Source organism: Streptomyces aquilus (genome assembly GCF_003955715.1).
GTDB lineage: Bacteria > Actinomycetota > Actinomycetes > Streptomycetales > Streptomycetaceae > Streptomyces > Streptomyces aquilus.
Genome location: NZ_CP034463.1, coordinates 6592963 through 6613273, shown reverse-complemented (window position 1 = coordinate 6613273; position 20311 = coordinate 6592963). Strand labels below are relative to the sequence as shown.

Genomic DNA, 20311 nt, shown 5'->3' with positions numbered 1-20311 from the left:
GGGCCTTTCGCACAGCGGCGTGCAGGTGTCGGCGTCAGACCGCCGAACCCGCCTTCCAGTCCGCCCAGCTCAGGTTCCAGCCGTTGAGGCCGTTGTCCGGGGCCACCGTCTTGTCGCCGGTGTTCTGGACGATCACGACGTCGCCGATGATCGAGTTGTTGTAGAACCAGTAGCCGGCCGTGCCCTTGTCGTTGGCGCCCTTGGTGTCGGAGAGGCCCACGCAGCCGTGGCTGGTGTTGACGCTGCCGAAGATGGACTTCGCGCCCCAGTAGTTGCCGTGCACGAAGGTGCCGGAGTTGGTGAGGCGGATGGCGTGCGGCACGTCCTTGATGTCGTACTCGCCCTTGCCGTCGTTGTCGGTGAAGCCCACGGTCGCGCCGTTCATGCGCGTCTCCTTGAACTTCTCCGACATCACCATGATGCCTTCGTACGTCTTGTTCTCGGGGGAGCCCGCGGAGATCGGGATCGTCTTGATCGTCTTGCCGTCCTGCGTGACCTTCATCTGCTTGGTCTTCGCGTCGACGTAACTGATCTGGTTGCGGCCGATCTTGAAGGTGACCGTCTTCTGCTGGACGCCGTAGACGCCGTTCGCGCCCTCGACACCGTCGAGCGCGAGCTTCAGCGTGACGGTGGAGTTCTCGGTCCAGTAGTCCTCGGGGCGGAAGTCGAGGCGGTTGGCGTTGAACCAGTGCCCGACGACCTCCTGGCCGCTGGAGGAGGAGACGGTGATGCCCTTCTGGACGGCCGCCTTGTTGGTGATGGCCTTGTCGAAGTTGATCGACACCGGCATGCCGACGCCGACCGTGGAGCCGTCGTCCGGCGTGAAGTAGCCGAGGAAGCTGTTGGACGGGGAGACCGTGGTGAAGGACGCGTTCTCGTGGGCGATGCGGCCCTCGGAGTCCTTCGCCTCCGCGTTCACCTTGTAGGTGGTCGACCGCTCCAGCTGGGCGCTGGGCTTCCAGCTGGTCTTGTCCGCGGATATCTCGCCGCTGACCGCGGCGCCGTCGGCGGTGGTCATCTTGACGTCCGTGAGCGTGCCCTTGCTCACGGTGACGGCCGCGGAGTTGTTGATGGAGGCGTTCTCGGAGCCGTCCTTGGGCGTGATCTTGATGTCGGCCTCGGACGTCTTCTTGGCCGCGGCCTCGTCGGCCTTGGCCTGTGAGGTGTCCTTGCTGCCACTGCCGGAGGCGTCGTCGTCGCCACCGGAACAGGCCGAGAGCACCAGCACTCCGCCGAGCAGTGCGGACGCGACCGCCAGGCCCCTGCGCCGCTTACTGACCGTCATCACACGCTTCTCCATCGTTGCCGATTCCCCAAAGAGCCGAGAGTCCCCGTCGAACCCGGAAGTCGTACCCGAAGCCGAACCCGGGAGCCCCGTCAATGAAACCTAAACGCTACGACCGGTTCGTCCCGTTCCACATTCTCGGAACGTGTGGGGCACACCACGTCCGCCGTGACGGGTGGTGCGCAGCTCGGTCCGTGCGCCCCCTGAGACGACGAAACCCCGGACGGCGGTTGCCACCCGGGGCCACAAGTTCCCCAAGAGCGCTCAGCCGACCGCCTCTTCGTCGTCGTCCGCTTCCTCATCATCCTCGTCGAGGTCCCACTCCGGCGAATCCGGGTCGTAGTCGATCCGCTCGCTGGACCAGGAGGCCTGTACGAGTTCGACCCCGGGCACCTCGCTGACCAGGTCGAACGGGTCGACGAGATACGCGAGGGCCTCCGCGGTGTCTTCCGTCACAACGGCCTCGGCGTGCGCCTGCTCGTCGGCCGGCATCTCGGGATCGTCGGCGATCCGCTCCAGCGCGGCCTTGGCGACGGCGTCCTCGTGATCGATCTCCACCACCAATTCCACCCGAAGCCGCACAAACCGTGAAGTCTCTTCAGTGCTCATGCACCGGAGAGTACGGCCCTTTTCTCCCGTGACTTTCCCGTGACCCGCGCCTTTCACTAACATCGGCCCACACGGCCAATTCGCCAGCGCCACAAGGGGATCGATATTCCGTGTCATCCGCTCGCCGTCCGTTGCTGACCGCCACCGCCGCAGGCACGCTCCTGTGCGCCCTGTGGTTCGTCCCGTCCGCGGGTGCGACCCAGGAGGAACCGGCGAGATCGCAGGTCACGCAGCAGGCCAGGGTGACCACCGTCACCACCCAGGACACCGTCGAGGGCACCCGTCTCGCCGACACCGGAAGCTTCGACACGACCCCGTACGTGGTCGGCGGCACGGCGTTCCTCGCGCTCGGTGCCGGGTTCGTCACTTACTCGGTACGTCGGGAACGTCACGGTTTTTGAATCGACTTGACGGACGTTTGACCAAAACCTCATAGTCCGCTCATGAAGAGATCATCGGGGGCCCGTATAGGCGCCACGCTCGCAGTGAGCGCGCTGTCGCTCGCCCTCATCACCGGCTGCTCCGACAACGGCTCGGACGACGCCAAGGGCACCGACACCAAGGAGTCCGCCGGCGCCTCGTCGGCGCCGGCCGCGAAGGCGCTGACCTCCGCCGAGCTGGAGAAGCTGCTGCTCGCCAAGGGCGACGTCAAGGACTTCGAGGCCGAGTCGGGCGACGACACCCTCCCCAAGTCCAAGAGCGAAGTGAAGACCGACAAGGCGGCCTGCGACCCGCTGGCCTGGGCCACGGCCGCGCTGGCCCCGGGCGACACGGACGCGAACGCCAGCAACACCCTCACCGCGAAGCCCTCGGCGGCCTCCAAGGACCCGTCGAAGCTGACCGACGCCGACATCGAGAACGCCTTCGACGTGAGCATCACGTTCGTCGGCCTGTCCTCCTACGACGGCGACGGCGCCGAGAAGGCCCTCAAGGCCGTCTCCGACGGTGTGACGGCCTGCTCCGGCGGCTACGGCCTCAAGGCCGAGGACGAGAGCTCCAAGGTCACCAAGGTCAGCACGGCGAAGAGCTCCGGCGCCGGTGACGAGTCGGTGGCGTTCGCCGAGGACGTCGACATGGACGGCGAGGGCACGGCCACGTTCCTCACCGAGGTGGTCCGCAAGGGCAACACCGTCGCCACGTTCTACTCGGTCAACCTGGCCGCGCTGGGCAAGGGCGGCAAGACCGAGATCCCGGCCGAGCTCGTCACGGCCCAGGTCGCGAAGCTGAAGTAGGCAGCACGACAGTGGGGCCCCGTCGCGGCGCGACGGGGCCCCTTCTCGCACGCGTACGACTACCGCAACGGCCCCGTCACCGACTCCGCCGCCGCCACCAGCTGCCCACTGCGCACGAACGCGTCCGCCGCGGCCAGGTCCGGCGCCAGGAACCGGTCGGGGCCCGGGCCCTGCACGCCGGCCTTCCGGACGGCCTCGATGACGGCCCGCGAGGCCGGCGCCGGGGTCAGTCCCTCGCGCAGCTCGACGGCGCGTGTGGCGGCGTACAGCTCGACGGCGACGACCCGGGTGAGGTTGTCGACGGCGGTGCGCAGCTTGCGCGCGGCCGACCAGCCCATCGAGACGTGGTCCTCCTGCATGGCGGAGGACGGGATGGAGTCCGCCGACGCCGGCACGGCCAGCCGCTTCAGTTCGCTCACCAGCGCGGCCTGCGTGTACTGGGCGATCATCAGCCCGGAGTCGACACCGGCGTCGTCGGCGAGGAACGGCGGCAGCCCGTGCGACCGGTTCTTGTCGAGGAGCCGGTCGGTACGCCGTTCCGCGATGGACGCGAGGTCGGCGGCGGCGATGGCGAGGAAGTCGAGGACGTAAGCGACGGGCGCGCCATGGAAGTTGCCGTTGGACTCGACCCGCCCGTCGGGCAGCACGACGGGGTTGTCGACGGCGGCGGCCAGCTCCCGCTCGGCGACGAGCCGCGCGTGCGCCATGGTGTCGCGTCCGGCACCGGCGACCTGCGGCGCGCAGCGCACCGAGTAGGCGTCCTGGACGCGCGGGGCGTCGTCCTGGTGGTGCCCGGTGAGCTGGGAGTCCTTCAGTACGGCGAGCATGTTGGCGGCGCTGGCGGCCTGCCCCGGGTGCGGGCGGATGGCGTGCAGCTCGGGCGCGAGGACCTTGTCGGTGCCGAGGAGGCCCTCCAGGGACAGCGCGGCGGTGATGTCGGCCGACTTGTAGAGCGTGTCGAGGTCGGCGAGGGCCATGATCAGCATGCCGAGCATGCCGTCGGTGCCGTTGAGGAGCGCGAGGCCCTCCTTCTCCTTCAGCTCGACGGGCGCGATGCCGTGCTCGGCGAGCAGCTCACCGGCGGGCCGCACGACCCCGTCCGGACCCTCGGCGTCGCCCTCGCCCATCAGCGTCAGGGCGCAGTGGGAGAGCGGCGCGAGGTCGCCGGAGCAGCCGAGGGAGCCGTACTCGTGCACGACCGGGGTGATCCCGGCGTTCAGCACGTCGGCCATGGTCTGCGCGACCTCGGGCCGCACACCGGTGTGTCCCGAGCAGACGGTCTTGAGCCGCAGGAACATCAGGGCCCGTACGACCTCCCGCTCGACGCGCGGCCCCATGCCGGCGGCGTGCGAGCGGACGATGTTGCGCTGGAGCTGAGCACGGAGCTCGGTGCTGATGTGCCGGGTCGCCAGGGCGCCGAAGCCGGTGCTGACGCCGTAGACCGGGTCGGGCTTGGCGGCCAGCGCGTCCACGATCTCGCGGGCGGCGGCGAGGGCCGCGACCGCCTCCGCGGAGAGCTCGACCCGGGCGCCGTCGCGCGCCACGGCGAGGACGTCGGACGCGGTCACCCCGGACGTCCCCACCACCACAGTGTGCATATCCATATTCAGGAGCGTACGCAGTGAAGACGGAGATGTCACGAGTGGGGGCGGGGTTCGCCCCTTACTTGTGCGTACGTCACAGTCGGCGCCCCCGGAACCGGCGGCGCTCCCCGTGCGCCTCCCGCTCCCCCGAGGGCGCGTCCGCGAGCCGTACGACGGGGTCGTCCGGCCCTTCCCGCCCCGCGACGACCGGCTGGGCGGCCCGCTCGGCCTTGGCGCGGTACTGGGCCGCGTCGGCCAGCCGGAACAGCCGCCGGGCCGAGCGCACCGGCCCGATGGGGTCCTCGGTGGAGGCGACCCCGCAGGCCACCCCCTCCCCCAGCTCCAACTCGGCGGCCCGTCGGCAGAGTTCGTCGGCCGCCTTGACGACCTCGTCGGCGGCCGGCCCGACCGCGAGCAGACAGAACTCGTCACCCCCGAGCCGCGCGGCCAGCGCCCCCGGCAGCATCGCCCCGCACAGCGACAGCACGGAGCCGAACCGTTCCAGCAGCCGGTCGCCGACGGCGTGCCCGAGGGTGTCGTTGACCCGCTTGAGCCCGTTGAGGTCGCACACGACGAGGCTGACGACCACACCCTCCCGCTTGTGCCGCTCGACGGCCTCGTCGAGCCGTACGTCGACGGCACGGCGGTTGGCGAGCCCGGTGAGGGCGTCGGTGAACGCCAGCCGGCGCGCCTCCTCAAGGCGCTCGGCCTGCGCGATCCCGGCCGCGACGACGGCGGCCAGCACGGTGGCGAAGTCGGCGTCGGCCCGGTCGAAGACGGGGTCACCGGCCGCCCGCGCCACGTACAGCTCGCCCCAGGCACGGCCGTTCAGCACGATCGGCGCGACGACACAGCAGCCGCGCCCTCTCCTGCGGAGGGCGGCGACGCGCTGATGGACGTACCCGGGACGGCGCCCCGCGGCGGGCCCCTCGGCGGTCTCCACCCACGCGTTGGGCTCCCCGCCGCCCGCCCACCGCTCGTGCAGGAACTCGGTGATCTCCGGGAACTGGTGCACGGGGTAGGCCTCGGCGTCGGGGAACTCGTCCTCGTCGGGCGCGCGGTCCCCGACGTTGACCAGGACGCGGAGCCGCCCCAGCTCGCGCTCCCACACCGACAGGGCGGCGAAGCTGCCGCTCAGGGCGCGGCAGGCGCCGGTCGCTGCCGCGCGCCAGGCCTCGCGTGAGCCGTGGGCCGCGGCCATGCCTTGCGCCAGCGCGACGACTGCCGTGAGCCGCGTGTCCTCCGCCATTGCTCCAGGTTAGGGAGGTTTTGGGGGATAAGCGGTGTTGGAGGGGCGCCAAGGGTGACGGGGGTGGCTGGTTGTGCGGCGCGTGCGGGTGTGCGGGGGCTGGTCGCGCAGTTCCCCGCGCCCCTGGGTATCTCTACTCGCCCGGCCATTCCGGGGGCCGCTTCTCATTGAAAGCCGCCACGCCCTCCGCTCTGTCCCCCGAGAACGCCACCGAGCGCCAGGCCGCGTCCTCGACCTCCAGGCCTGCCCTCAAGTCCAGGCCGTGTCCGAGCCGCAGGGCCCTCTTCGCCGCCCTCAGTCCCACCGGCGAGTTGGCGGCGATCCTGGCGCCCATCGCCAGGGCCTCGTCCCTGTCCTGGCCCGCCTCCACCAGGACGTCCACCAGGCCCAAGTCCCTTGCCTCCGACGCCTCCACCCGCCGTGCCGTGAAGATGAGCTCCGCCGCTCGGGCCGCGCCCACTCGGCGTGGGAGCAGCTGTGTGCCGCCACCGCCGGGAATCACCCCCACCGACACCTCGGGCAGGCCCACGACGGCCGTCGCGTCGGCCACGATCAGGTCGCAGGACAGGGCCAGCTCGAACCCGCCACCGAGGGCGAAGCCGTGGACGGCGGCGATGGTCGGTACGGGGAGTTCCAGCACGCCGGTGTAGGCGCCGCGCGCGACGGGCCGCTGCCGGACCAGATCGGCGTCCGTGAAGGAGTTCCGCTCCTTCAGGTCGGCGCCGACGCAGAACGCCCGCTCGTGGGTCGAGGTCACCACGACGGCCCGTACGTCCCGGTCGTCGCCCAGCGCGGTGCAGGCGGCGGCGACCGAGCGGGCCATCTCCGTCGACACGGCGTTCATGGCCTTCGGCCGGTCCAGGGCGAGTTCCGCGACGTGCCCGTGCCGCCGCACCAGCACGAACTCCCCGTACCGTTCCTCGCTCATGACACCCTCCAGTTAACGTGGGTTAACAGACTTCACCGGGCCCGATCATCGCAGCCCGACCCCGGGGACGAAAGGGCGGGCGGGCGCGGGGCCGGTTCCCTTGTCGGCGCCCGACACCCCGTTCGAGTGACATCCCACCCAACTCCGCCCCCATCGCCCACAGGAGCGCATAGCGTGCGCTCCGCCACGGCGCACAGGGGGCGCGAGCGCATCGGGGAGGGGTCGCCATGACGACGTTGACGGAGACGCAGGCCACGGCCGCCGAGACGGCGCTGCCCGACGTCGTGGACGCCGTACCGCAGCGCCTCTTCGGCTCACGCGGCCGGCACCGTCGCCCGCGGCCCCGCAAGGCCCTCCTCGCCGTCGGCGGACTGGCCGTGGCGGCCGGTGCGCTGAGCCTCGTCCGCATGGCTCCCGACGGGGGCCTGGGCGGCGGCCTCGGCACCGCGGAGGCCGAACCCCGCCTCGACGATCCACACGCCGGTTCCGGCACGGACCGCGCGACCAACGCCGCCGCCACGGTGGCGGCGATCCCGAAGGTGAGCCCGTCGGCGACGGCACCGATGGGCGGGGCGAGCGCCACACCGACGTCGGCGGTGACCTTCGTACCGGTGCCGTCGTCGACACCGGCGGGGGCTTCCGTGGACGCGCCCGACCCGACGACCATCCCCGAGGCCCCGAATCCGACCACCCCGGCCCCGCAACCGACATCAACGCCGTCCCCGGCACCGACTCAGAGCACCTATTCGCCACCGCCCGCGACCCCGACTCCCCAGCCGACCCAAACCGGCGGTGGTGGTGGCGGGGGTCTGTGCGTGCCGGTCATCGGCCTGTGCGTGGGCCCGCTGGCTCGGTAAACGCCCCAAGGGGCGCGAGGAACTGCGCGACCAGCCACAACGAACCCGCACCCGCCCGGCAACCCCACCCGGCACACCCTCAGGCGCTCGGCTCACTCCGCCGAGTGAGCAACCAGGGCTCCACCACCCCAAGCCCTCGCACCGGCCGCTGCCACATCGGCTGAAGCGCGAAGCGATACGTCGGCGGCTCCTCGCCCTCCTTCTCCGCCGCGGCCGCGGCCTCCGCCGCCTCCGCCTCGGACGCGGGCGCCTCGGCGGTACGGATCAGTTCCTGGGCGAAGTCGCTGTCGACGAGGACGGCGTCCCGGGGGGCTATGGACGTGAGCCGGGAGGCCAGATTGACGGTCGTGCCGAAGACATCGCCCATCCGGGTGGTGACCGTGCCGAAGGCGATGCCGACCCGCAGCTCGGGCATGGTCTCGTCGTTCGCCATGGTCTCGATGAGGCGCAGCGCGATCTCCGCGGCGACACCGGCGTCGTCGGCGGCGTAGAGCACCTCGTCGCCGAGGGTCTTGATGAGGCGCCCGCCGTGCGCGGCGACCAGGTCGGCGGCGGTGGTCTCGAAGGCCTCGACGAGCTCGCCGAGCTCCTCCTCCTCCATGCGCCGGGTGAGCCGCGTGAACCCGACGAGGTCGGCGAAGCCGACGGCGAGGCGCCGGTCGACCATCTCCTCGTCGTCGGCGGCCTGCACGACCCGGCCGGCGGAGGCGGCCAGCTGGCGGCGCCAGACGTAGACGAGGAACTCCTCCAGCTCGGGCAGGAGCAGCTCGATGATCGGGTACGTCACCTCGGTACGGGTCATACCGGGCTCGGGCGGCTCGGTCAGCCCCTCCAGGAACGAGTCGATCTGCCACTCGGCGAGGCGGGCGGTGGTCTGTCCGGTGGACCGGGCGACCTGCACGGCCATGGCCTCGCTGAGCAGCCCGGCCTCGACGAGACCGGCGAGGCGCCGCAGGGCGAGGACGTCCGCCTCGGTGAAGGCCTTGGCCTGGCCGACGTCGGCGAAGCCCATGGCCCGCCAGAAGCGGGTGGCCAGCTCCATGGAGACACCGGCGGTACGGGCCGCCTGAAAGGGCGTGTAGCGGCGCTCGGCACCGAGGATCAGCGCTTCGAGACGCACGGCGAGCGGGTGCGGGGCCCCTCCGGGGTCGGCGCCGTTCGAGTCCGCGCCGGAACCCGTGTCGTCGACGGTCACGCGTGCTGCCCTTCCGATCTGTCACGGTCAGGTATCGACCGGCCTTCACTTTACGGCAGGTGTGCGGTAGCTCACTCCCGTGGAGCCGACAGAGAGGGGTGGTGGGTCGTCGTCCTCGGCTGCGGGGCTCCGTGGCCTGTCGCGCCCGCGCGGCGGAGCCGCACATCGATACAGCCCGGCGCCCCTGAGGCCAATCCACTCACGCCGGTCGCAAGTGGACGATGTCTCCCGCTCCCACCGGTTCCTGCACGCCCTCCTCCGTCGCGATCACCAAGCGCCCGTCGCCATCGATCGCCACCGCCTCCCCCGTGATCGAACGGTCGCCCGGCAACTCCGCCCGCACCGTTCTCCCCAGCGTCGCGCACCCCGCCGCGTACGTCTCCTGGAGCCCACTGACCGCCGGATCGCCCCCGGCCCGCTGCCAGCGCCCGTACCACTCCTCCAGCGACCGCAGCACCGCCCGCAGCAACGGGTCCCGGTCGGTCGTGACCGCCCCGGCCAGCGCCAGCGAACCGGCCATCGGCACCGGCAGCTCGTCCTCGCGCAGGGTGACGTTGATGCCGACCCCGACGACGACCCCGTCCTCCCCGGCCCGCTCGGCGAGAATCCCGCCGGTCTTGCGTTCCTCGCCGGCCACGGTCACCAGCAGGTCGTTGGGCCACTTGAGTGCCGTGTCCACGCCCGCGGCCCGGGAAAGGCCCGTGGCGACCGCCACGCCCGTCAGCAGCGGCAGCCAGCCCCAGCGGGCCACCGGCACCCCGGCCGGCTTCAGCAGGACGGAGAAGAACAGCCCGGAGCGGGCCGGTGCCGTCCACTGACGGTCGAGGCGTCCCCGGCCGGCGGTCTGCTCCTCGGCGACGAGGACCGCGCCCTCCTCGGCGTCCCCCTTGACGGCCAGACCCACCAGATCGTTGTTCGTCGACCCGGTGCGCTGGACGACCTCCACATCGCAGTACAACCCGCCGTCCCGCACCAGCCCACGCCGCAGCGCGGCCCCGTTGAGCGGCGGCCGGTCCAGGTTCGACCAGCGGTTGTCGTCTGAAGCATCTCGCGGCGTCATGCAAGCCACCCTAGGTGTGTCCTACGCCGCACTGCTGATTGGTAGGCCCGCCACTACTCTACGGATGAGTAACCGTCCCCCCTTTTGAGCAGGCAGGGAGCCGCGACCCGATGGCCGAGCCGGAAGAGATCGACATCCACACCACCGCGGGCAAGCTCGCGGACCTTCAGCGCCGCATCGACGAGGCGACGCACGCCGGCTCCGCACGTGCCGTGGAGAAGCAGCACGCCAAGGGCAAGTTGACGGCCCGTGAGCGGATCGAGCTGCTGCTCGACGAGGGGTCGTTCGTCGAGCTGGACGAGTTCGCCCGGCACCGGTCCACCAACTTCGGGCTGGAGAACAACCGCCCGTACGGGGACGGGGTCGTCACCGGGTACGGCACCGTCGACGGCCGCCCGGTCGCCGTGTTCTCGCAGGACTTCACCGTCTTCGGCGGCGCCCTCGGCGAGGTCTACGGCCAGAAGATCGTCAAGGTCATGGACTTCGCGCTGAAGACCGGCTGTCCGGTCATCGGCATCAACGACTCCGGCGGCGCCCGCATCCAGGAGGGTGTCGCCTCCCTGGGCGCCTACGGCGAGATCTTCCGCCGCAACACCCACGCGAGCGGTGTCATCCCGCAGATCTCGCTGGTCGTGGGCCCCTGTGCGGGCGGCGCGGTGTATTCCCCGGCGATCACCGACTTCACCGTCATGGTCGACCAGACCTCGCACATGTTCATCACCGGCCCGGACGTCATCAAGACCGTCACCGGTGAGGACGTCGGCTTCGAGGAGCTGGGCGGCGCCCGCACCCACAACTCCGTCTCCGGCGTGGCCCACCACATGGCCGGCGACGAGAAGGACGCCGTCGAGTACGTCAAGCAGCTGCTGTCGTACCTGCCGTCCAACAACCTCTCCGAGCCGCCGGTCTACCCGGAGGAGGCGGACCTCACCGTCACCGCCGAGGACCTGGAGCTGGACACGCTCGTCCCGGACAGCGCGAACCAGCCGTACGACATGCACACGGTGATCGAACACGTCCTGGACGACGCCGAGTTCTTCGAGACGCAGCCGCTGTTCGCCCCGAACATCCTCACCGGCTACGGGCGGGTGGAGGGCCGCCCGGTCGGCATCGTCGCCAACCAGCCGATGCAGTTCGCGGGTTGCCTCGACATCCAGGCCAGTGAGAAGGCCGCGCGCTTCGTGCGGACCTGCGACGCCTTCAACATCCCCGTCATCACCTTCGTCGACGTCCCCGGCTTCCTGCCCGGCGTCGACCAGGAGCACGACGGCATCATCCGCCGCGGCGCCAAGCTGATCTACGCCTACGCCGAGGCGACGGTCCCGCTCATCACCGTCATCACCCGCAAGGCCTTCGGCGGCGCCTACGACGTCATGGGCTCCAAGCACCTCGGCGCCGACCTCAACCTCGCCTGGCCGACCGCCCAGATCGCCGTCATGGGCGCCCAGGGCGCGGTCAACATCCTGCACCGCCGCACCCTCGCCGAGGCCGAGGCCAACGGGGAGGACCTGGAGGCGGTGCGCGCCCGGCTGATCCGGGAGTACGAGGACACCCTCCTCAACCCCTACGTCGCGGCCGAGCGCGGCTACATCGACTCCGTCGTGATGCCGTCGGACACCCGCCACCACATCGTCCGCGGCCTGCGCCAGCTGCGCACCAAGCGGGAGTCCCTGCCCCCGAAGAAGCACGGCAACATCCCCCTCTAGGAGTCGCCATGACGATCAAGGTCGTACGGGGCAACCCCACCCCCGAGGAGCTCGCCGCCGCCCTGGCGGTGGTCCGAGCCCGCGCCGCGGCGGCAGCGGAAACACCGCCCGGCGCCCCCCAGCAGCGGGACGGGTGGTCGGACCCGTCCCGCATCGCCACCCGCAGGCTGCCGCAACCGGGCCCGGCCACGTGGGCACGTACGTACTGGCCCGGTTAGAGAACAGCGGCCAGCGCGTCGGCCATCACCTCGTACCCGAGATCGTTCGGGTGCAGGTGATCGCCGAAGTCGTACGCGGGGTGCAGCCGGTCCGGGTCCCCCGGACCGGCCATGACCCGGTGCAGATCGACCACCGCGTCGAACTCACCCGCACCCCTGATCCACTCGTTCACCTCGTGGCTCACCTTGGCCGCATGCTCCCCCCAGTGGTCCGAGCCCCCGAACGGCAGCAGCGTGCAGCCCACGACCTTGAGGCTGCCCGCCTGCCGTATCAACTCCCGGTACCCGGCGATGAGTTCCTCCGCCTCCACCACCGGCGCCGGCTTGTACGTGGGCTGCTCGTCCGTCTCGCTGAACCCGATGTCGTTCAGCCCCAGCAGCACGACGACCGTGTCCACCCCGGCCTGACCGAGCACGTCCCGCCCGAACCTCCGAACCCCCCTCTCCCCGTACCACGCGGAGTCGTTGAGCAGCAGGTTCCCGCCGATCCCGGCGTTGAGCACGGGCCGCCCGGTCAGCCGGGCCAGGGCGTCCGACCACCGCCGGTCGGCGCCGACCGTGGACCCGAAGCCGTCGGTGAGGGAGTCACCGAAGAGCACCACCCCGTCGCCGCGCCCGGCAGCCACCTCCACCGCGCTGAGGAAGTACCAGGACTCCGACACCGCGTCGAAGCCCTCGGCGGACTCCAGCAGGTCCCCCTCCCCGCGCAGGCTGGGCGCGAAGGCCTGCGCGTGGAACGTCGCCGGGCCGGTCGCCGCCTCGAAGTAGAGCGTGACCGCTACCGACTCCCCCGCCGCGACGGCGAGTCGGGCCGGATCGCTGACGACCTCCCCGCGCGCCGGGATCTCCACCCCGCGCCGGCCCCCGAAGCTCAGCCGCCGTCCGTCCACGGCGGCCTCGGCGACCCGCACGGGCGAGGTGCCGTACGCGTTCGACAGCCGTATCCGCACCCGTTCCCCGCCCCCGGTCAGCGGGACGACCTGCCGCAGCGACTGGCGCCAGAAGCCCTCCCTCGACCAGTTGGGGGTGAACCCCTCGCTCGGCGGCTGGGGCGAGGCGGCCCAGACAGTGGTGAACATGGCAGCACGACCTTCCAAACGGGACCAGAGTTCCTTTAGTGAGAGACACACTAACGGAACCTCAGACCCTTTTGGTGAAGTTGAGTACGCGTACTCAGGCGCCGCCCCGCCCCGCCCCCGCACGCTGGACGCATGCTCTGGTCCGACCCCGAGAACGAACCGCCCAAGGAACTGCGCGACATGCAGGAGATGTTGCGCAGACTGGGCCTGTTCCTGGCGTTGGCCATGGTGCTGGCGATGATCGTGCTCGGCGTGAAGTGACGGGCGCCGATACCCTGACCGCATGACTGATCAGCCGCGCCGCCGACTCGTCCTCGCCTCCCAGTCCCCCGCCCGGCTGAATCTGCTGCGGCAGGCCGGACTGGCCCCCGAGGTGATCGTGAGCGGCGTCGACGAGGACGCCGTCACCGCCCCCACCCCCGCCGAGCTGGCGCTCGCGCTCGCCGAGGCGAAGGCCTCCGTGGTGTCGGCGAAGCCCGAGGTCAAGGGTGCGCTCGTGATCGGCTGCGACTCCGTGCTCGACCTCGACGGCCAGGCGCTCGGCAAGCCCGCGGACGCCGAGGAGGCCACCGCCCGCTGGAAGGCCATGCGCGGACGCGCGGGCACGCTCCAGACCGGCCACTGCGTCTACGACACCGTCTCCGGCCGGTACGCCTCGGCCGTCGCCTCGACCGTCGTCCGCTTCGGCGAGCCGACCGACGAGGAGGTCGCCGCGTACGTCGCCTCCGGCGAACCCCTCTACGTCGCCGGGGCGTTCACCCTCGACGGCCGCAGCGCCCCGTTCATCGACGGCATCGACGGCGACCACGGCAACGTGATCGGCATCAGCCTGCCCCTCGTACGGAAGCTGCTGGCCGAACTGGGCGTCGGGATCACGGAGTTGTGGGCGCCGGCGGCGACGTGACCGGCCCGGTGCCGTTGCCCTCCTTGGCCGGGCCGCCGTCCCCCTGGTCGCCGGGGGCGGCGTCGGCGGGCTCCTGAGGACTGTCGTACGTCATCAGGAGCAGCACTATCAGCGCCAGCACGACCACCATGAACACGAACTCGGCCGGGCCCAGCAGGCCCCACGCGAACGCGCCCAGCAGCGCGTGCACCACGGCCGCGCTGATCAGCAGGATGCGGCCGAAGCCGGCCGGGGCGCGGTCGCGCAGGGCGACCAGCAGCGCCACCAGGCCGCAGAAGGCGAAGTAGAGCCCGAAGACGATCCCGCCGATCTTCGAGGACGTCGACATCATGCCGGGGTCGAGGCCGGCCAGGGACATGTCCTGACGGTCGACGACCACCCCGAGGAACCAGTTGACCGCCGCGATCCCGAACGCCTCCAAGAAGAGGACGATCGCCACGATCCACGCCACCGGCCTGCGCACCACCGGTCCCCACCCACTCTCAAGCCGAGCCCTGGTTACCCCAAGTACGTTCGATACACGCGAACGCTACTAACGGGTAAACCCAGGGACAAGGGTTCTGCGAACGGCAAAGAATCATTGGGCCATTCGTAGGGACTCCACAAAGAATCCGAGTGGCCCGCAGCACGTGATGACAGAGACCTTGACCACAGGGGCGGGCTAGGGTTTTCCGGAGGAGTCCTGCGTACCGAAGCGTGACAAGGGATTTCGCGGATCCAGCGATCCTCGAATCACGCTCCGTGTGGGCAAGCTCACCATTGGGGACGGGTCGAACTGCCGTGTCGGCAGTCCCTAAACTCGGCTTGTTTCAAGGAGGGAGCCTCAATCGTGCGCAAGGTGCTCATCGCCAACCGTGGCGAAATCGCTGTCCGCGTGGCCCGGGCCTGCCGGGATGCCGGTATCGCGAGCGTGGCCGTCTACGCCGACCCGGACCGGGACGCTCTGCATGTCCGCGCCGCGGATGAGGCGTTCGCCCTGGGCGGTGACACCCCGGCCACCAGCTACCTGGTCATCGACAAGATCCTGAACGCGGCCCGGGAGTCGGGGGCCGACGCCGTCCACCCCGGCTACGGCTTCCTGTCCGAGAACGCCGAGTTCGCACAGGCGGTCCTGGACGCGGGCCTGATCTGGATCGGCCCGCCGCCGCAGGCCATCCGCGACCTCGGTGACAAGGTCGCCGCCCGGCACATCGCCCAGCGCGCCGGCGCGCCGCTGGTCGCCGGCACGCCGGACCCGGTCTCCGGGGCCGACGAGGTCGTGGCGTTCGCCGAGGAGCACGGCCTGCCGATCGCCATCAAGGCCGCCTTCGGTGGCGGTGGCCGTGGTCTGAAGGTCGCCCGGACCCTGGAAGAGGTCCCGGAGCTGTACGAGTCCGCGGTCCGTGAGGCCGTGGCCGCGTTCGGCCGGGGCGAGTGCTTCGTCGAGCGCTACCTGGACAAGCCGCGGCACGTGGAGACCCAGTGCCTGGCCGACACCCACGGCAACGTGGTCGTCGTGTCCACCCGTGACTGCTCGCTCCAGCGCCGCCACCAGAAGCTGGTCGAGGAGGCCCCCGCGCCGTTCCTCTCCGACGAGCAGGTCGCCGAGCTGTACGCGTCGTCGAAGGCCATCCTCAAGGAGGCCGGGTACGTCGGCGCCGGCACCGTCGAGTTCCTGGTCGGCCTCGACGGCACGATCTCCTTCCTGGAGGTCAACACCCGTCTCCAGGTGGAGCACCCGGTCACCGAGGAGGTCGCCGGCATCGACCTGGTGCGCGAGATGTTCCGCATCGCCGACGGCGAGGAGCTCGGCTACGGCGACCCGGAGCTGCGCGGCCACTCCTTCGAGTTCCGCATCAACGGCGAGGACCCGGGCCGCAACTTCCTGCCGGCCCCCGGCACCGTCACCACCTTCGCCCCGCCGACCGGCCCGGGCGTCCGCCTGGACGCGGGCGTCGAGTCCGGCAGCGTCATCGGCCCGGCCTGGGACTCCCTGCTGGCCAAGCTGATCGTCACCGGCGCCACCCGCGAGCAGGCGCTCCAGCGGGCCGCCCGCGCCCTGGAGGAGTTCCAGGTCGAGGGCATGGCGACGGCCATCCCGTTCCACCGCGCGGTCGTCAAGGACCCGGCGTTCGCCCCCGAACTCACCGGCTCCGCCGACCCGTTCACGGTCCACACCCGCTGGATCGAGACCGAGTTCGTCAACGAGATCAAGCCCTTCGCCGCCCCCGCCGACGCGGAGACGGACGAGGAGCCGGGCCGCGAGACGGTCGTCGTCGAGGTCGGCGGCAAGCGCCTGGAGGTCTCCCTCCCGGTCTCGCTCGGCATGTCGCTGGCCCGCACCGGCCTCGCGGCGGGCGCCAAGCCCAAGCGCCGCGCGGCCAAGAAGTCCGGCCCCGTCGCCTCCGGTGACACCCTCGCCTCCCCGATGCAGGGCACGATCGTCAAGATCGCGGTCGAGGAGGGCCAGGAGGTCAAGGAGGGCGACCTGGTCGTCGTCCTGGAGGCCATGAAGATGGAGCAGCCCCTCAACGCGCACAAGTCCGGCACCATCAAGGGCCTGTCCGCGGACGTCGGCGCGTCGATCACGTCCGGCGCGGCGATCTGCGAGATCAAGGACTGAGCAGGTCCCGTACGACATCCCGGGGCGCCCGGCGGACTGGAGCAGTCAGTCCGCCGGGCGCTCCGTGTTTCCCCCGAGGCGATGGTCTACGAGGTGCTGCGGACCCATCCCGTGCCGTGCCGGACGAAGGCGAGGGCCGCGTAGCCGAAGGGCACGGCGAGCATCACGAACGACAGGACGGTCACCGGTTCGATGCCGCCCGCGTAGCCGGCGACGTTGAACGGCATGGACAGGATCAGCAGCCAGGCGGCCCACACCGGCACGGTCCGGCTGCGCAGCAGCGCGACGCCCAGCAGGATCGCCCCGATGACGTGGGCGGCGACGAAGTAGAGGATGGGCACGCCCACGACGACCAGGTCGTTGGTGCCCTGCGCGACCTTCGCCAGGGTGTCGACGTCGACGCCCTTGTCGAGCGCGCCGAGGGCGACGGCGTCGAGCGACGGGGTCGCGGTGATCGCGAGCAGCCCGGTGCCGAAGAGGACCGAGCCCCACAGGCCGAGCTTGGCGGACCGCGCGGTGGCCAGCAGTCCGACGGCGATCAGACCCGGGGCGAGGACGACGGTCCCGACCGTCCACAGCCACACGGACGCCTCCGTGGCGCCCTGGTGGGCGGCGATGACCCGGGCGATCTCGTCGGCGTCGGCGTTGGTGTCGTACGGGCTGATCAGGAACGCCGCCGCGAGCAGCAGCGGCCCCAGCACGGCAGCGAGCCCCGCGAGCCGCCGCGCGGTCCCGGCGGGCGCCGTCTCGGTGGTGGTGGGCGGGTGTGACGACGTCGTGGCCATGAGAGTCCCCTTGAGGTCGCGTCTTGCGGAGCGCCTCACGCCAGTGAACCGAGCGGACCCGGCTGATGACCACACGTCAATTCTGGGGGTTGCGGGGGCCGGCCTCAGTCGGTCAGCAGCCCGAGATCCCGCCCCCGCCGCAGCAGCGCCGCGGTGTGGCCGGCCTCCAGCTTCCGGTGCAGGGAGGCGATGTAGCCGCGCACGGTGGTCGGCGACAGCCCCATCCGCCGGGCCGCCTCCGTCGCCGTACGGCCCTCGTGAAGGTGGCGCAGCGTCCGGTACTCCTGCTCGGTCACCCCGAACACCCGGGCGAGGGTCCGCCCCCGGGCGAGGTCGCGGAGCAGCAGCAGGACGGGCAGCCCGGGACCGGCCGACGGTACGGGCCGCACCTCGACGTCCCGGACGGTGAGCGGCTGCTCCCGGCCCAGCCGGGGATCGTCCCGTACGACGGCCAGGAGCTCGGCGGCGAGGGCGTTCAGCGGCTCCGCCCGGCCGTCCTCGCCGAGCACGGCCACGCCCCACCCATGGCTCGCGGCGAGGCCCAGGGCGGCCGCGGAGAGCGCGACGAGCCGCTGCCGCTCACCCAACCGCTGTTCCACCCCGGCGAGTTGGAGCTGGGCGAAGCCGAACAGATCGCGCTCCCGTTCGCTGAAGTCGGCGCCGGACCTCACCAGCGCGTACCCCTCGACCGCGCTCCCACCCGCCCCGGCCGTCGCCACCAGGTGCCGGCGCAGCCCGAAGGGCCGGAAGTCCAGGTTGTAGCAGTGGGTGCGCCGCCACTGCCGGTCCCCGGCGACGTCGCTGACCCGCCAGGCCTGCGAGGTGGGCGTCTCCAGCATGATGTCGGTGAGCGGGTGGTCCAGCGGATGGTCGTAGATCACCATCGGATCGGCGTGGAAGGAGTCCTCGGGCACGGACAGCGCGAAGACCCCGCTCCCGTCGTGGGAGAGCCGGTACGCCTGCCCCGCGTCGGCCGGGATCAACTCCATCAGCGCCCCCAGGGCCCGCTCCCGCAACTCCCACTCCGACCCGGCGTCTTCCAGCTCGCTCGCGATCCCGAGCACCCGCCGCGCGTCCGCACCGGCGATCTCCATACGCTCTCTCCCGGCGCTGCTCTCGCCATGAGAAGTCCTGAGATGTCCGGGGAAACCCCGAGAAGGACACCCCTGAGAAGACGGTACGGCCTGAGGGCGTCGCGGCAAGCCCGGTCGGCCGTCTGTCGATGGCATCCTGGAGGCACAACGGGGGCGTGCGAGAGAGCAGGTGGGAGCCATGGTGAGCGCGATCTCACGGGAGACCGCGGGGAACAGCGAGACCCCGGCACCCGCCGCACCGGCCCGCCCCATGCGCGCCGACGCCCGCCGCAACTACGAACGCCTCCTCACCGAGGCCCGCACGGCCTTCGCCGCCCATGGCGCGGAGGCGTCCCTGGAGGACGTGGCGAGACGCGCGGGCGTGGGCATCGGCACCCTGTACCGCCACTTCCCCAACCGCAACGCCCTGCTGAGCGCGGTGTTCGAGGACGCCGTGGCGGACCTGCTGGCACGCTCCCGCGAACTGCTGGCCGACCCGAACCCCTGCACGGCGCTGGTCACATGGCTGCGCGAGATCGTCACGCATGCGGGCGAATACCGGGGGCTGGCAAGGGCGTTGATGGCCGTCTCCCACGACGACACATCGGCACTGGCACGCTGCAACGACCCGATCAGGGAGGCGGGCGGCGCGCTGCTGGCGAGAGCCCAAGAGGCGGGCGCGGTAAGGAAGGACGTGGCGATCGCCGACCTACTCCAGCTGACGCACGCGATCGCACTGGCGGCGGAGGAAGCACCGGGAGACGATCACTTGGCGGACAGACTGTTGCAACTAACGCTGCGGGGACTTACTTAGGGGCGCGGGGAACTGCGCGACCAGCCACGAAGTACCCGCACCCGCACAACAACACGAACCCTTACGGCGATTGGGCGCCTCTCAACGCCGCCGCATGTCGGCAACCCGCGCCCGCTGCTGCTGCTCCGGACCGGCGTCGGACGTCAACGTCCTCAACCCGGCCCCCGGCACCTGCCCCCGCCGCGGCCCCGGCAGGGCCACGTCACGGCGCCCTTGGCGCGGGGGGACGGAATCACCCCCCGAGGCCCCCGAGACCCCGGAGTTTCCCGACGCCCCCGCGACAGCGATCTGCACGCCCTGGTCGGCCAGCGCCTGCAACTCCGTGCCGGCGCGGTCGTCATGAGCCGGCGGCTCATCCGTCACCAGGCGCGTGATCACATCGGTCGGCACGGTCTGGAACATGGTGTCCGTACCGAGCTTGGTGTGATCGGCGAGCACGACGACCTCCGCCGCGGCCTGCACCAACGCCCGGTCGACGGACGCCGACAGCATGTTGGACGTGGACAGCCCGCGCTCGGCGGTGAGGCCGCTGCCGGACAGGAAGGCCCGGGAGACCCGCAGCCCCTGGAGGGACTGCTCGGCACCGGAGCCCACCAGCGCGTAGTTGGAGCCGCGCAGAGTGCCGCCGGTCATCACGACCTCCACCCGGTTGGCATGGGCCAACGCCTGTGCCACCAGCAGGGAGTTGGTGACGACGGTCAGCCCGGGTACGCGAGCGAGCCGGCGGGCCAGCTCCTGTGTCGTCGTACCCGCCCCGACCACGATGGCTTCGCCTTCTTCGACGAAGTTCGCGGCGAGGTCGGCGATGGCCGTCTTCTCGGCGGTCGCGAGATGTGACTTCTGCGGAAAGCCGGACTCCCGCGTGAACCCGCCCGGCAATACCGCACCGCCATGCCGGCGGTCGAGGAGTCCTTCTGCCTCCAGTGCGCGCACGTCCCGCCGTACGGTCACTTCGGAGGTCTGGACGACGCGGGCGAGCTCACGGAGCGACACGGCCCCGTTCGCTCGCACCATTTCGAGGATCAATTGGCGACGTTCTGCAGCGAACACGAAACTGACAGTAACGCGGACGACCGTCTGCTTTCAGCAGTATGCGCCGAATAAACGAAGTTGTTCGCACGGCAGAGTCGGA

21 protein-coding genes are annotated in these 20311 nt (G+C 71.2%); 9 read left to right on the top strand and 12 right to left on the bottom strand.

Features of this window, described 5'->3' with window-relative positions; genetic code table 11:
• Positions 1-34: 34 nt before the first annotated feature.
• Both EJC51_RS30580 and EJC51_RS30575 read right to left on the bottom strand, forming a co-directional pair.
• Entirely contained in the window at positions 35-1300 is a 1266-nt protein-coding gene (locus EJC51_RS30580; protein WP_126274019.1) for a L,D-transpeptidase, read from the bottom strand.
• Between the two features lie 249 nt (positions 1301-1549).
• On the bottom strand, positions 1550-1894 hold the full coding sequence (locus EJC51_RS30575; RefSeq protein ID WP_126274018.1) for a hypothetical protein: 345 nt from the start codon (positions 1892-1894) through the stop codon (positions 1550-1552).
• Between the two features lie 110 nt (positions 1895-2004).
• Between EJC51_RS30575 and EJC51_RS30570 the strand changes: the two genes are divergently transcribed.
• Positions 2005-2295 carry a hypothetical protein gene (locus tag EJC51_RS30570; protein WP_207924777.1) on the top strand — a complete coding sequence of 97 codons (291 nt, stop codon included), beginning with the start codon at positions 2005-2007 and terminating at the stop codon, positions 2293-2295.
• Between the two features lie 42 nt (positions 2296-2337).
• Positions 2338-3126, top strand: a complete 789-nt coding sequence (locus EJC51_RS30565; RefSeq protein ID WP_126274017.1) for a hypothetical protein — start codon at positions 2338-2340, stop codon at positions 3124-3126.
• 59 nt (positions 3127-3185) lie between these two features.
• Here the strand turns inward: EJC51_RS30565 and hutH are convergent, their stop codons facing one another.
• The 3 genes from hutH to EJC51_RS30550 form a co-directional block, all read right to left on the bottom strand.
• Positions 3186-4724: a histidine ammonia-lyase gene (gene hutH, locus EJC51_RS30560; RefSeq protein ID WP_126277189.1), complete on the bottom strand. Its 1539-nt coding sequence runs from the start codon at positions 4722-4724 to the stop codon at positions 3186-3188.
• 79 nt (positions 4725-4803) lie between these two features.
• On the bottom strand, positions 4804-5958 hold the full coding sequence (locus EJC51_RS30555) for a GGDEF domain-containing protein (protein WP_126274016.1): 1155 nt from the start codon (positions 5956-5958) through the stop codon (positions 4804-4806).
• 133 nt (positions 5959-6091) lie between these two features.
• Positions 6092-6886, bottom strand: coding sequence for an enoyl-CoA hydratase/isomerase family protein (locus EJC51_RS30550; protein WP_126274015.1), 795 nt, complete (start codon positions 6884-6886; stop codon positions 6092-6094).
• A gap of 227 nt (positions 6887-7113) precedes the next feature.
• On the opposite strand from EJC51_RS30550, the gene EJC51_RS30545 reads away from it, so the two are divergent.
• Positions 7114-7743 (top strand): hypothetical protein, encoded by a 630-nt coding sequence (locus EJC51_RS30545; RefSeq protein WP_244362921.1) that lies wholly within the window; start codon positions 7114-7116, stop codon positions 7741-7743.
• A gap of 79 nt (positions 7744-7822) precedes the next feature.
• Here EJC51_RS30545 and EJC51_RS30540 read toward each other — a convergent pair whose 3' ends face one another.
• Both EJC51_RS30540 and EJC51_RS30535 read right to left on the bottom strand, forming a co-directional pair.
• The gene (locus tag EJC51_RS30540) at positions 7823-8938 is read right to left on the bottom strand and encodes an adenylate/guanylate cyclase domain-containing protein (protein WP_126274014.1); all 1116 of its coding nucleotides are present in this window, start codon (positions 8936-8938) and stop codon (positions 7823-7825) included.
• A gap of 199 nt (positions 8939-9137) precedes the next feature.
• Positions 9138-9998: a biotin--[acetyl-CoA-carboxylase] ligase gene (locus EJC51_RS30535; protein WP_126274013.1), complete on the bottom strand. Its 861-nt coding sequence runs from the start codon at positions 9996-9998 to the stop codon at positions 9138-9140.
• A 110-nt stretch (positions 9999-10108) separates the two neighbouring features.
• Here EJC51_RS30535 and EJC51_RS30530 point away from each other — a divergent pair, with 110 nt between their 5' ends.
• Positions 10109-11704 carry an acyl-CoA carboxylase subunit beta gene (locus EJC51_RS30530; RefSeq protein ID WP_126274012.1) on the top strand — a complete coding sequence of 532 codons (1596 nt, stop codon included), beginning with the start codon at positions 10109-10111 and terminating at the stop codon, positions 11702-11704.
• An 8-nt stretch (positions 11705-11712) separates the two neighbouring features.
• Positions 11713-11922: an acyl-CoA carboxylase epsilon subunit gene (locus tag EJC51_RS30525; protein WP_126274011.1), complete on the top strand. Its 210-nt coding sequence runs from the start codon at positions 11713-11715 to the stop codon at positions 11920-11922.
• Here the strand turns inward: EJC51_RS30525 and EJC51_RS30520 are convergent.
• Positions 11919-13001: an SGNH/GDSL hydrolase family protein gene (locus tag EJC51_RS30520; RefSeq protein WP_126274010.1), complete on the bottom strand. Its 1083-nt coding sequence runs from the start codon at positions 12999-13001 to the stop codon at positions 11919-11921. The two genes, EJC51_RS30525 and EJC51_RS30520, sit on opposite strands and share 4 nt — an antisense overlap.
• Positions 13002-13133: 132 nt before the next feature.
• Between EJC51_RS30520 and mmpB the strand changes: the two genes are divergently transcribed.
• Both mmpB and EJC51_RS30510 read left to right on the top strand, forming a co-directional pair.
• Complete coding sequence (gene mmpB, locus EJC51_RS49230; protein ID WP_126274009.1) at positions 13134-13262, top strand: morphogenic membrane protein MmpB; 129 nt, start codon at positions 13134-13136, stop codon at positions 13260-13262.
• A gap of 22 nt (positions 13263-13284) precedes the next feature.
• Positions 13285-13905 carry a Maf family protein gene (locus EJC51_RS30510; protein ID WP_126274008.1) on the top strand — a complete coding sequence of 207 codons (621 nt, stop codon included), beginning with the start codon at positions 13285-13287 and terminating at the stop codon, positions 13903-13905.
• Here EJC51_RS30510 and EJC51_RS30505 read toward each other — a convergent pair.
• Complete coding sequence (locus EJC51_RS30505) at positions 13874-14371, bottom strand: hypothetical protein (protein WP_126274007.1); 498 nt, start codon at positions 14369-14371, stop codon at positions 13874-13876. The two genes, EJC51_RS30510 and EJC51_RS30505, sit on opposite strands and share 32 nt — an antisense overlap.
• A gap of 363 nt (positions 14372-14734) precedes the next feature.
• Here EJC51_RS30505 and EJC51_RS30500 point away from each other — a divergent pair, with 363 nt between their 5' ends.
• A complete protein-coding gene (locus tag EJC51_RS30500; protein ID WP_126274006.1) occupies positions 14735-16507 on the top strand; it encodes an acetyl/propionyl/methylcrotonyl-CoA carboxylase subunit alpha in 1773 nt (590 codons plus the stop codon).
• A gap of 86 nt (positions 16508-16593) precedes the next feature.
• On the opposite strand, the gene EJC51_RS30495 is transcribed toward EJC51_RS30500, so the two are convergent.
• Complete coding sequence (locus EJC51_RS30495) at positions 16594-17292, bottom strand: hypothetical protein (RefSeq protein ID WP_126274005.1); 699 nt, start codon at positions 17290-17292, stop codon at positions 16594-16596.
• 104 nt (positions 17293-17396) lie between these two features.
• A complete protein-coding gene (locus EJC51_RS30490) occupies positions 17397-18386 on the bottom strand; it encodes a helix-turn-helix transcriptional regulator (RefSeq protein ID WP_126274004.1) in 990 nt (329 codons plus the stop codon).
• 250 nt (positions 18387-18636) lie between these two features.
• Here EJC51_RS30490 and EJC51_RS30485 point away from each other — a divergent pair, with 250 nt between their 5' ends.
• Positions 18637-19179 carry a TetR/AcrR family transcriptional regulator gene (locus EJC51_RS30485; RefSeq protein WP_126277187.1) on the top strand — a complete coding sequence of 181 codons (543 nt, stop codon included), beginning with the start codon at positions 18637-18639 and terminating at the stop codon, positions 19177-19179.
• Positions 19180-19260: 81 nt separating this feature from the next.
• On the opposite strand, the gene EJC51_RS30480 is transcribed toward EJC51_RS30485, so the two are convergent.
• Positions 19261-20193 (bottom strand): DeoR/GlpR family DNA-binding transcription regulator, encoded by a 933-nt coding sequence (locus EJC51_RS30480; RefSeq protein WP_244363472.1) that lies wholly within the window; start codon positions 20191-20193, stop codon positions 19261-19263.
• Between the last annotated feature and the right edge of the window lie 118 nt (positions 20194-20311).